The sequence below is a fragment of the Phyllobacterium sp. LjRoot231 genome (genome assembly GCF_964253365.1).
GTDB lineage: Bacteria > Pseudomonadota > Alphaproteobacteria > Rhizobiales > Rhizobiaceae > Phyllobacterium.
Map to the genome: position 1 here is coordinate 2,799,354 of NZ_CAXUQT020000001.1, position 11,229 is coordinate 2,810,582.

Sequence of the window (11,229 nt, forward strand, 5' to 3'; positions counted from 1 at the left end):
TTTTAAGTGAATGGCTTAAGCGTTTTACGTTCCAAACCAATTGAACACGTATGCCTAAGAGAACTTGGCTAACCGATTTATATCGCTAAAGTAACAGTTTTGTGTCTAAAAAAATTTATCCACTTATGCAATTTATAATTGCAAATTAATTACATTATAAATGTAATTATTATTTGCCTTTTGAGCTCGACATGTTCATAAAACAATCACAAAAGTTACTTATATCTTCAATGCAAGAGAATGCGATGTATTCTTTGAATATCTCATGCCTTTAGATTGAGGATATACTGAATGAACATTGGATTACTTAAGACATCGACAGACTATGAGCAGTTCGGTGCCAAGAAAATAATGAACTTATCAGATGGGCATGCTGCTCATGAACTCGACAACGCGTTATTTAGACATGTTGAATCTTTGCCAGATATTTGGAACATAAGCTCGTCCTTAAGTAACTCGGAAGCGATCGAACGGTATGTCGGTGCTTTCAGCAACCTAGCGGGCACAGGATCTCTGAATGGGTATAAAAACTTCGTAATTTGCCCAACTGCATCGAATGCTATCGATATTGTGGGTGCCGTATTGAGAGAGAGACGTGCACTCACAGCCCTAGTGGAGCCGACCTTCGACAATATAGCTTTGCTCTTGAGACGGCGAGGTGTGACACTCTTATCCATATCTGATCATGACACGAAGAGAATTGGTCGTCACACCGACGACGGCAGTGTCTCAAACTACGTATCAGCAGATGCAATATTCTTGGTCAATCCCAATAACCCATTGGGTACCACCCTGGGTAGGGATGATCTTTGTGTAATTGCAGAGTACTGCAACACGGCGGGTAAAATATTGATACTTGATAATAGTTTTCGCTTTCATAAACGCAAACATTTTGATGATTATCGAATTCTATTGGACTCCGGCGTCTCATTTATTTCGTTTGAAGATACAGGCAAGGTCTGGCCGACCCATGAAATCAAAGCCAGCCTGATGGTGTTTTCGGAGGATTTGTCCGCTGATGTCAGGACAGTGTACAATGAGCTCTACCTCTGTTCCTCCACGTTTGCGCTCATCCTATTTGAAAGCCTCATGCGGCAGTTTTATGCTTCGGGGCTCAAGCCTATGCTTTGGGATGTTATAGATGATCGTTGGGATCAAATAACAAATTCGCTTCAGGACTCCGTGTTTGGGGTGAGTCCAACTACTGGTGAATCACGTATTGGCCTCTGTTGGCTCGACATTCACAAGTCAGCGATGAGTGATCTGCAAATGGTACGCCATCTCAGTGACCGCGGTGTTTCAGTTCTGCCCGGCCGACACTTTCATTGGGATAGCGGGCATATGGCGCATAACCAGAAAAATATCCGCATTAGTCTCCTGCGACCGAGACAATCGTTTGTGTCGGCGATGCGCGTGTTGGGACAGATGCAGTCGAATTCGTTTTCGAAATCTTATGAGCAGGTCTGTTAATGGCGCATATTATTTTAACCGGCACAGGATTCACTCCAACCCATTTTATGTGTTTAGAGGCAGCGGGACATAGCTGTGGGCATCATTTTGCCCCCGATCGCAAGCAACTTCTGTCTGCTCTTCCGCAGGCGGATGGTTATATTCTCGGGGGAGATGAATTCTTAAGCGCCGAACTGCTCAAGGAAGCACCCCGGTTGCGCATAATCTCGTTTGTCGGAACGGGATTTGGCAATTTTCTTGATGAAAAGGCTGCCCGGAATCAAGCTATCAACATCATTAATACGCCGGGAACCAATAGTCTGTCAGTCGCGGAAGCCGCCGTGGGCGCGGCTATTGCTGGCCGCCGAAATCTCTATGCATTAAACTCAAGTGTCAAGGCCGGGCAGGCCATATCACTATGGTCCGAGGATATCACAGGGTCTTCCGTGGGTATAATCGGAATGGGTAATATCGGCACAAGGATCGCTCGCATATTCCGAATGGGCTTTAACTTGCCTGTTATTTATACATCCCGTTCCCGCAAGCAGTTTGTTGAGGTTGAACTTGGCATTTCATATGCCGCGTCTGAGGAAATCGCAAGCCAAGTCGACATTCTGTTCCTGACGGTGCCTTCCACCCAAGATACGTATCGGATGATCAATTCTTCCTTTCTTCGGGCGTGTAAGCCAAATCTAACGATTGTGAATCCCGCCAGCCCTTCACTGATTGATTACGAAGCGATCGAATCAGCTCTCCTAGACGGTAGAGTCAGAATTTTTGTTCAAGATGGGTATCCGTCGGAAAGCGAAGATCCCGCGATAAGAAGGCTAAACGCGATGGGCAATGATCGCGTTGTCATATTTCCCCATAGTTTCGCGAAGACGCCGCGGACATGGCAACGGACGGTTGATCAAGCCGTTGATAACATTATCACTTTCTTCCGTATTTAGCTATCGTGCAATGAGAATCGCGATGCCCACTCTACAAGAAGATCTTACCCGCGAAGTATTAACTGGAACAGGAGTCCAAGCAATATGGCCTCACTCATCTGGATATGATGAAGCCCGTCGCATTTTTAACCGCATGCATGATCGTTACCCGGCGGTGATGCTGCGCAATTTATCCGCAGAAACGGTGGCCCGATCAATCATGGTCGCGCGGAAGCATGACATCGAACTGACAATTCGGGGTGGGGGGCATCATATCGCGGGATTTTCGGCTCGTGATAAAGGAATGATGCTCGACTTCTCAGACGATCGGGGTATCAAATTTGATGTTTGTACCGGGGTAGCCAGTATTGCCCCCGGATCTCGCCTAGCAGATGTAGATCAGCATCTCGTCCCACTTGGTCTCGTCATTCCCACTGGCACAGTAAGCGAAACCGGGATTGCAGGGCTTACTTTGGGCGGAGGAATCGGCTGGCTCACTGGTATTCACGGCTTAACATGTGATCATCTTGTTGCGGTAGACTTGGTTACAGCTGACGGATGTACACTGAATGTCAATGCCGAGACGCATCCAGAATTACTTTGGGCGCTGCGAGGTGGCGGCGGAAATTTCGGTGTAGTTACACGCTTCTACTTTAGACCAGTAGAGCTTGGCCAAATTAAAGCTGGTCGTTATCGTTGCACTCCGGATAATGTGCCTGGAGTATTGTTCAAAACGCTTGATTGGTTAAGCCGGAGTTGTCCAAGGGAGCTAACGGTCGCTCCAGTATTAAAGAAAATAGGCGACTGCGTTTTTCTTGACATTGAGTTTTGTCTTTGCGGCACTGACCTCGGCGCGCTGAACGATCTTCTCGCACTCGTACGGGCGGATGCTCGCTCTCTATATGTGTACGATGACTTCATCGCTTGGCAGCGATCATCGGATGTCACCTTCAGTGAACCCAAGCGCGGTTATTGGAAAGCGCGGTATCTCGACCAAATCGAGGGTGCTGCAGCGTGCGAACTCATGAGCTGTATGATCGACGCGCCCAATTCTGACGTAACAGTTACTATTGAACATTTACACGGCCAAATGGGGGATCGAGACCCGTCTCTTTCAGCTTTTCCAATCCACGGGAATAAATTCGGCGTGCTCGTCGCAAGCCGATGGATCGAGGCGGAAAATGACGTCGAGAACCGAGACTGGGTAAGAAATTGTATTCTTAAGACGGCTGGCGATACGCACCTGACCTACTCCAATTATTCGGAAAGCGGTGATGTTCCCGAGCACAGCAATCCTCATCTTGGGCGGCTCAGGACAATAAAGCGTCGTTTTGATCCTGATAATATTTTCCGAAATAATCACAATATCAGGGAGTAACTCGTGAATTACTTGGATACTCTATTCGATGTAAATAGCTATGATCTCGGAGTGAGTGAGATAACACGCCACTTGCACCCCAGGGACGGGCGCAAGGCCGAAACATCGCTCGATCAGAAGCGAATTGGAATTAAGTGGAAAGCCTCGAAGGAGGGGCTGTTCAATAACCAGACGATATCGCGCAATGAAATGAATTTACGCCGCTTGCGCCAAGTGATGGAGCTTGTCGATCACGCCTACACATTCCATCCTTACTACCACGAGATATATAAGAAGAATGGCTACGAGATTGGTGGTATTCGAAATTGGAAAGATTTTGAGTGTCTTCCAATAGTCACAAAAGACGAAATAATTAGCAATTTTGACGCGTTTAAAATCGCTGTGGAAAAAATAACAGATGATATATATTATTCAAGAACTTCTGGCTCGAGTGGTAAAATACTTACAATAATGCAAGACTCAGCAACATCCGATATTGGGTTCATGTATTATATGCGCCATTATGAAAATATGCTTGGAAGAAATAGATTGCCAGAAGAATGGGTGTACGAAGTATACCTTGCTCCACCGCGCATTACATCTTTGGAAGGCAATTTCCCCATCTTCACGGTTTCGCAAGGATGCCCACCCGACGTAGCCGTAGCTCATCTAAAGAGATTGCGACCATCTTTGCTTACAGGTTTTCCGAGCTACTTCGGCAGAATGGTGGCAAGCGGCGGTGACTTAACCGAGCTTGGCATAAAAGCGATTTGTACAAATTCAGAAGCTAGCAGTGAAATTGAACGAAATCGGTTGTCTCGTGCGTTTAATTGCCCAGTCTTTGATGAATATTCGTCGGAGGAACTTTATCTGATCGCTACACAGTGCCAATTTGGCGAATACCATCTAGTTGAAGACAACGTCCATATCGAGGCGATCAAGGTTGACGAAAGTGGTAATGGCATATGTGTAGGGACAAGTTTGATCAACCGCGTTATGCCATTTATCCGGTATGAACAGGGCGATATAATCTCGATATCAGACCGGGCGGAGATCTGTCCTTGCGGCAATCACTTCCGTCAATTGCATCGGTTCTCCGGTCGAGCAGATCAGCAACTGCTCAACACGCGTAAAAATCCAATTGATGCAGACAAAGTCATGGCACTCTACGATCGTGTTCTCATTCCTAGAGACGCGGGCTTGGCTGAGTTTCGAATTCAGCAGAACGCGCGTGGTTTGATAACAGTTCTGGGAGTTCCATCCGGGAACACGAGGGAAAAATGCGCGAACTCGCTCGAATGCTTTTGTCGGGAACTGGTCGTTCTTTCTGAAGATTCAAATCTGAACGTTGAGTATCAAATCGTTCCGGCTTTGCCACTCACACATTCGCACAAACGCAAAATAATCACTAGGGATGTGGACTGATGCAGCACGAACAACTTAATCGCGATCATCTGGATGAACAGGTTTCGCGTATTTACGATCTTGGAAAGCAGCAACAAGAGTATGAGAAGCGCGTCATCAACCTTATAGCAAGCGACAACGTAATACCTGCGTGGCGTCACACCCAGTCTCCTTATAAGGGAGATATGATTCAAGAGGGTATTGTTGGCGACAGACCCTTTGCCGGCGCTGCATTCCACAACAAAATTGAAAGTTTGGCCGCGAAGATTGCTTGCGATGTCTTTGGCGCAGAGCATGCGATCCTTCAATCACATTCCTGTAGTCAAGCTAATCAAGCTGTCTACCATGCACTTCTTGCAGATGGTGACACGGCCCTGGCGCTTAGGTTCTCGGCAGGCGGACATCTCACGCATGGCCTTCGGCAAAATTTTTCCGGACGACACTTTCGCTTCCACCACTATGGATTGAACGATAGCGGGCTCATCGACTATGACGCGCTTCGTGAGCTAGCTGTGGACGTGCATCCCAAGTTAATCGTCTGTGGCTCGTCATCGTACCCCTGGCTCTACGATGTGCATGCCCTACGCTCGATCTGTGATCGTGTAGGCGCAAAACTGATGTTTGATCTTTCGCACGAAGCGGGGCTCATTGCAGCTGGTGTGATTGATTTTCCCGTTGCCGCGGCTGATGTCATTACCATGTCGCTAGATAAGACGTTAAGGGGACCTCATGGAGGAATAATTCTCTGCAAGGCCAATCTAGCAAGTGCAATTGATCGCGCTGTTCACCCAGGTACACAATCCAGTTTCCCCATCCGACGGTTGACCGATGCGGCAGCAGCGCTTTTGGACACGCAAACCCTCGATTTCTACGCATATGCGAAACGTGCACTCGACCTCGCTGAAGTCATGGCCGGCGAGTTTTCTTTAACTTCGGGCCTTGTGTTTGGGAGCGGAACACAGAAGCACTATGTACTTCTAAATACGCGAGAAGCATTTGGGATTCCCGGTCAGGTAGCTGAAGTTCGTCTGGAACAGGTAGGCATTCTTTCGAATCGACAGGTGTTGCCTTCTGACGGTTCCGCCCGCATGAGCCAAGCTAGTGGGCTTCGAATTGGCACTGCCTGGATGGCGTCACGGGGATACGAAGCACTGGAAGCGCAAAAAATTGCGCGTCTAATCGTGGACCTTCTGCGTGAAATTCACTCCAATACTGAGGCTTCGAATTTGGTCCAGAAGCTGCTCGGTGTGGCGCGTGAGGCCGATTGCTTGCATGCTCACGAACCACTTTGGAACTTCCGATGAACGTCAGACCAGGCTTTTACAAGACGCACTGGCAGTCGAGCATGGTTGTCCTGATGCGTGTAGCCACGCCACTTTCATTCGGTTTTTTACTTCAGACGGTAATGACGACTACAGACGTATTTGTTGTCGCAAGCCTGGGTGTCGTGGAACTCTCGGCGTTTACAGTGGCATCGGCAGTTTACGCTCTGCTGTTTTTGGTCGTGGTGGGCTTATGTAGCGCTACTGTTCCCTTTATTGCTGAACACATCGGTGCCGGAAGAAGAAAGGCTGCTATTTCGACAGCAAGAGGAGGATTGGCGATCGTTGGTATAGCAGCTTCGATCGGAATCCTCCTTCTGCTGACCCTTACGCATTTGCACTCAGGACTGGGCTTGTCGCAAGAAGCAATGCGCTCAACTGCGCTTTGGGCGTTTTGCGCGGCACCTGGTTTTTTTGCAATTAGTTTCTTTGTATGGATACGATCAGTATGCACGGCCACGCAAAGCGCACGTTTTGTAGTACGTGTAACGGCTGTCGCAGCCTTGCTCAATTTATTTCTTACAACGTTACTTACAGTTGATCTGCCATATGCGTTCAATTGGGGGATAGCAGGGACAGGAATTGCCGGCTCGATTGTTCGCCTTGTCCTTTTGTTTCTGGCATTTAGAGCAGCACAGGCTGATCCAGATAGCCGTGATCTTGTTCAGTTGGAGAGACCGACATACCAAGACGTTAAAATGGTGACGGCGGCACTTAATGTTGGATTCCTTGTGATAGCGAGAATATTATTGGTTGAAGGACTGGTCTACATATCAGTTCTCATTCTTCCACATCTTATTTCGGAACGTGATGTTGCGACTCATTCGATGGGTTTGCGCCTCGTAGGGTTGTCAACAACATTTGCCCTCGGTCTCTCGAGTGCCAGTTCGTCGTTGATTGCACAGGCTCGCGGCGCTCTAAATGCCGATGCCGCAATGTCGTTATCTCGTTCATGTTTATTGCTCGCTTCGGCCCTTGGAGTATCCGCATCATTGGTTTTCCTGCTCGGTTCACATCCAATTATTGTAGTTGCGGGATCTCACCACATTGAAATGACGCAAGAATTCATAGTTTTTCTCGCCGCTTACCAAACTCTTGTCTGTCTTCAAATAGCAGCATCCGGCATTCTCCTTGGATATAAGGAAACGTTTAAGCCTATTCTTGCGACGGTTGTCGGGCCTTGGATCGTAGGATTTTCTACTGGAGTTTTTTTAGTAACGCATCTGACAGCAAGTATAGATAACTTTTGGATTGGTTTGCTGGTGGGACAAAGCGTGAGCTGCTTCTGGTGTGTTTATCTGGTCCTCTCAATATCTGTTAAGAAGCTACAAATTGTTCAACATCCGTAAAGGGCAAAGATATGCATAGCAGTGTTTCGACCGAATTTGTGTACACTTTTGACGTCTCCTCCTATGAAGAAGATTGGCTTGAACAGCATTTTTTCCCTCCCTCTGGTGCTCCATGCCTTGGTAGTAATCGGCTAATTTTTAATCGTACAGTATACTATGAACGCTTCTTTCATATTGTTGGAACTGTCGACAGTACAGTGCGACACCGCCGAGCTGTCAAACAAGTTGAAAAGAACTATGGCCTCATCGAATTGTATGAAAATACCGAAGGTCAGCTCTTCAAAAAGAACCTTTCATTTGGCCTATCACTAGGCGAAACACCTTTCCGACTTGCGGCGCTCGAAGAGATGCATGTAACGGGCTTTTATCGCGGGGCAACATTTATCGCAGGATTAGGTGGTTTCCTTGCACCAACAAAGTCAGGCTTCGATCCAGCGGTTGAGATTCGGTTGACTCTTGCAAACGGAAACATAAGTCCAACGACGCAACGGTTGCTTTCGTTTGTTAGTTGGACAGAAGAGCAGCACGTTGCAATGCAAGAAGTTACGAAAACGGTCCTGCCAGAGCTAAAGCATGTTCATCTTGATGTCTCGTTCGCACCAAACCACGAGGCGTCGACAACCTTCGACGCCTGTTGGAAGTCAGCTACGGCCCAATAAATACGTGAGGAAACGAAAATGAAGTTACGTTTGAGCGAGCTTCTTGAAAGAGAAGTCAAACTTATTCCGTCGGACGAGGGGGGCTTAACGGAGAGCCAAATCGTGTCCCTCTTTGCGCAAAATGGCATTGATCTCGTCGAAGACGATCACAGCCTACAGGAACGCCATTATTGGGACGGGTTTAGGAAGCCATTTGCTCATAAAAACATCACTTGCTTGTTCGAGCCTTGCGCGCCCACATCTTACATCGAGTTTAAGTTGCCGCTGTCCTCCGGAGCTGACCTCTACAGGGAATTTACACTTCGCTCAGATCAGCCAATTGAGGACGAAGTGCTTCGCGATCCAATTTTTTGGAACGCTCCTGGTCTATCGCAGATTAGGGCAACATTTGAGCACAGAGAAAATTTCCAAGACATGCTCCAAAGCCTTAAGTCGACTGTAAGCAGCAGGACCCGTAGAACATACTACTGGATTACCACCGATGAGCGCTGCAAAAAAGGGGACTACTTCCTGCATGATACGGTGTTGGTTTTTGATCGCGTTCACGGCTTTGTAGGCGAGAGGCAAGCTGTAAACTATAACGAGATTGAAATTGAGGTATGTCCCTGGGCACCTGAGAGTACAACTTTGGCGAAGCGAGCAGGGGAGCTCCTGTGCCAAGATGGTTATACCAAATCTCCGATTTCTAAATATCGACGCATCTGTCAACTCGCCAATCTCATCTAGAGGGTGATTGACAAGGAACAGTGCGTTTAGATTCTTGTTTGTGCCGAGGCGCGGGCGGCACTGGAGGAAAGACACACCTGCCTTGGTAACCTACGCAGCCGTATCGGTCTGGCGATCGCACCACTTGCCAGCCGCAATATTCTGGCAGGTTGTCTCGCCCTGACGGAAGCAGACGGTTTCCCCCAGATTGATTCCTCGAACGTGGTGCTCATACGCAAACTACTTCGATCGACGACAGCAAGGGGGCTTCGTCGTGGCGGCTACTTGGTCACCGTGACGGGCGTAAGCGCCGAACTTACGGGTACAGCGCTCGATATACGAACGCCACGGTTCGCGTTCGATTAACTAAAAACGTTATGCACGGCAATGGTGGCTACTATTCCACTGCATTAAACTTTGCATCTTGTGGGGCCAGCCATCAAAGCCAAATGTTCGGAATTTCCCATGGCAAGTTACATTTTCCATGACGGAGTTCCTGTGAAGTGAGCGGGTTAAGCAGCCCCACTCTGCGAGAGCGCCGGCCGCTGGTCACTCTCCTGGGACCTAATCCGGTATTTTGCGACCACTGGAACAAATGCTGTTTCACGAGGTTGATTCATTTGTGCCATGGACGAGGCCATGGGACGGATCAATGAGGAGGCAGCCATGCCGCCGCCAGTTTGCGGCGCTTATGGCTGTCCTATGGCTGTCCTATGGCCGTCGAATGACGTAGCCATAAAAATTGCTTGCACCGAAAAAGACACCGTTAGCAGAGTCGTTCTGCAGGCCCTCGGCCCAGGCATTGCCCAAGCTGCGCGTAGGCGGAAATGAGCAACACCAGGCCGTCGTAATTGGGCCAAAAATCCGGAATTAGGTAGCAAGAACCACCAATGGAGGCTGTCTTACGTCTGTCCCCATTCTTCATCGTCCGAATAACTCTGAATGCGTGCCGAGCCTGACGAATTCGACGAAGTCGTCATCGGCATCATAGACCAGGAGAAAATCACCACCGATATGTGCTTCCCTTGCCCCTTTCCACTCGTTCCCGGAAAGCTCGTGATCGGCCCATTCTGCTCCCAACGGCTTTTTCAGAATGATCAGCGCCATCAATTCGATGGCGCGATTCATATCCATTTTCCCGGCCTTGTTGTATCGGTCCCAGTCTTTTCGAAATTCCTTGGTATATTCAGATGCTCTTGGAAGAGAGGCTCGTCTTGCGGCGCTCGGCTTTTTCAAACTGTTTTCCCGCAGAACTTACCGTTTGCCCTTGAGATCAGCGAAAAGCTCATCGGGTGTCGCAAAGCGAGCCTTACGGGCCTTCCTGATCTCACGAGCCTCAGCAAGGGCGGCACGGGTTGTTTCGTTGGGGACCTTGAGTTCAAGAGGAAAGCTCTGGCTCGCGACGACACGATGAAGAAACATTCGAATGGCGTCTGAAACAGAAAGACCGAACGATTCAAGAACCGAGGACGCCTCGTCACGAATGTCATCATCAACCCGAACGTGAATCATTTTGGTCTTGGCAGCCATATTAAGCCTCCTTGCCACGAGTAACACGCTGGACGGCTCACCCACAGCGATCTGGTTATCTCGTTGTTGGCTCTATATGTATCTCAAATGCGATACAGTCAAGGCCTGTAGCTGCCATGGTCCGTTATGACCGTAAGATTTACGGCATTTACTATGCTTAGTGGCATGTTTCTTACCTAACGCCGTAGCTAAAAAGAAATCATTTTAAATTTCAGATAGTTAATCCAGGTTTGGTGGTTTTTGCTACATAATTCCGCAACTATTGGGCGGAAGGACCCGCAATATTTTTGTCATACCTATTTGGGGAGGGTGCTCTGCACCATCATCTTAAGTGCCGTCATCGTAGATGACGCTTTCTCTTGGCCTCGAACCTGGAAGTTTTTCTCGTGCGTCGAAATTCTTTCCAGCAAAGAGACTTGGTTGCCACCGGCTTCTATGGCGGAGTACATGGCCATCGTAACTCCGATGAACAACGCCATCTCCACTTCGGTTAAAGAATTTTCAAAAGCATTGAAATCCATCGTT

At 48.3% G+C, this 11,229-nt stretch carries 11 protein-coding genes; 8 read left to right on the forward strand and 3 right to left on the reverse strand.

All coding sequences use genetic code 11. The features are described 5' to 3' along the window. Nucleotides 1–291: 291 nt before the first annotated feature. Genes ACSQ3H_RS13875 through ACSQ3H_RS13910 form a run of 8 tightly spaced genes read left to right on the forward strand, consistent with a single transcriptional unit; the run spans nt 292 to nt 9,195 of the window. Entirely contained in the window at nt 292–1,470 is a 1,179-nt protein-coding gene (locus ACSQ3H_RS13875; RefSeq protein ID WP_436117588.1) for an aminotransferase class I/II-fold pyridoxal phosphate-dependent enzyme, read from the forward strand. Beyond that, entirely contained in the window at nt 1,470–2,399 is a 930-nt protein-coding gene (locus tag ACSQ3H_RS13880; RefSeq protein ID WP_436117589.1) for an NAD(P)-dependent oxidoreductase, read from the forward strand. The genes ACSQ3H_RS13875 and ACSQ3H_RS13880 overlap by 1 nt, the downstream gene beginning before the upstream one ends. Nucleotides 2,400–2,421: 22 nt before the next feature. Further along, nucleotides 2,422–3,756 carry an FAD-binding oxidoreductase gene (locus ACSQ3H_RS13885; RefSeq protein ID WP_436117590.1) on the forward strand — a complete coding sequence of 445 codons (1,335 nt, stop codon included), beginning with the start codon at nt 2,422–2,424 and terminating at the stop codon, nt 3,754–3,756. Nucleotides 3,757–3,759: 3 nt separating this feature from the next. Next, the gene (locus ACSQ3H_RS13890; RefSeq protein WP_436117591.1) at nt 3,760–5,160 is read left to right on the forward strand and encodes a hypothetical protein; all 1,401 of its coding nucleotides are present in this window, start codon (nt 3,760–3,762) and stop codon (nt 5,158–5,160) included. Further along, the gene (gene glyA / locus ACSQ3H_RS13895) at nt 5,160–6,443 is read left to right on the forward strand and encodes a serine hydroxymethyltransferase (protein WP_436117592.1); all 1,284 of its coding nucleotides are present in this window, start codon (nt 5,160–5,162) and stop codon (nt 6,441–6,443) included. Before ACSQ3H_RS13890 ends, glyA begins: the two co-directional genes overlap by 1 nt. Next, the gene (locus ACSQ3H_RS13900; RefSeq protein ID WP_436117593.1) at nt 6,440–7,810 is read left to right on the forward strand and encodes an MATE family efflux transporter; all 1,371 of its coding nucleotides are present in this window, start codon (nt 6,440–6,442) and stop codon (nt 7,808–7,810) included. Before glyA ends, ACSQ3H_RS13900 begins: the two co-directional genes overlap by 4 nt. Nucleotides 7,811–7,821: 11 nt before the next feature. Continuing rightward, nucleotides 7,822–8,469, forward strand: a complete 648-nt coding sequence (locus tag ACSQ3H_RS13905; RefSeq protein ID WP_436117594.1) for a hypothetical protein — start codon at nt 7,822–7,824, stop codon at nt 8,467–8,469. An 18-nt stretch (nt 8,470–8,487) separates the two neighbouring features. Beyond that, nucleotides 8,488–9,195, forward strand: coding sequence for a hypothetical protein (locus tag ACSQ3H_RS13910; RefSeq protein WP_436117595.1), 708 nt, complete (start codon nt 8,488–8,490; stop codon nt 9,193–9,195). 900 nt (nt 9,196–10,095) lie between these two features. On the opposite strand, the gene ACSQ3H_RS13915 is transcribed toward ACSQ3H_RS13910, so the two are convergent. The 3 genes from ACSQ3H_RS13915 to ACSQ3H_RS13925 all read right to left on the reverse strand — a co-directional run bounded on the left by ACSQ3H_RS13915 (nt 10,096) and on the right by ACSQ3H_RS13925 (nt 11,225). Next, a complete protein-coding gene (locus ACSQ3H_RS13915) occupies nt 10,096–10,410 on the reverse strand; it encodes a type II toxin-antitoxin system YafQ family toxin (RefSeq protein WP_436117596.1) in 315 nt (104 codons plus the stop codon). Nucleotides 10,411–10,428: 18 nt separating this feature from the next. Then, nucleotides 10,429–10,704 carry a type II toxin-antitoxin system RelB/DinJ family antitoxin gene (locus ACSQ3H_RS13920; protein WP_436117597.1) on the reverse strand — a complete coding sequence of 92 codons (276 nt, stop codon included), beginning with the start codon at nt 10,702–10,704 and terminating at the stop codon, nt 10,429–10,431. Nucleotides 10,705–11,000: 296 nt separating this feature from the next. After that, nucleotides 11,001–11,225, reverse strand: coding sequence for a hypothetical protein (locus tag ACSQ3H_RS13925; RefSeq protein WP_436117598.1), 225 nt, complete (start codon nt 11,223–11,225; stop codon nt 11,001–11,003). Between the last annotated feature and the right edge of the window lie 4 nt (nt 11,226–11,229).

Bases quoted from the DNA above. Each gene is read 5' to 3' on its own strand.
- ACSQ3H_RS13875 (WP_436117588.1), top strand. From the start codon at position 292: ATGAACATTGGATTACTTAAGACATCGACAGACTATGAGCAGTTCGGT.
- ACSQ3H_RS13880 (WP_436117589.1), top strand. From the start codon at position 1,470: ATGGCGCATATTATTTTAACCGGCACAGGATTCACTCCAACCCATTTT.
- ACSQ3H_RS13885 (WP_436117590.1), top strand. From the start codon at position 2,422: ATGCCCACTCTACAAGAAGATCTTACCCGCGAAGTATTAACTGGAACA.
- glyA (WP_436117592.1), top strand. From the start codon at position 5,160: ATGCAGCACGAACAACTTAATCGCGATCATCTGGATGAACAGGTTTCG.
- ACSQ3H_RS13900 (WP_436117593.1), top strand. From the start codon at position 6,440: ATGAACGTCAGACCAGGCTTTTACAAGACGCACTGGCAGTCGAGCATG.
- ACSQ3H_RS13905 (WP_436117594.1), top strand. From the start codon at position 7,822: ATGCATAGCAGTGTTTCGACCGAATTTGTGTACACTTTTGACGTCTCC.
- ACSQ3H_RS13910 (WP_436117595.1), top strand. From the start codon at position 8,488: ATGAAGTTACGTTTGAGCGAGCTTCTTGAAAGAGAAGTCAAACTTATT.
- ACSQ3H_RS13920 (WP_436117597.1), bottom strand. From the start codon at position 10,704: ATGGCTGCCAAGACCAAAATGATTCACGTTCGGGTTGATGATGACATT.
- ACSQ3H_RS13925 (WP_436117598.1), bottom strand. From the start codon at position 11,225: ATGGATTTCAATGCTTTTGAAAATTCTTTAACCGAAGTGGAGATGGCG.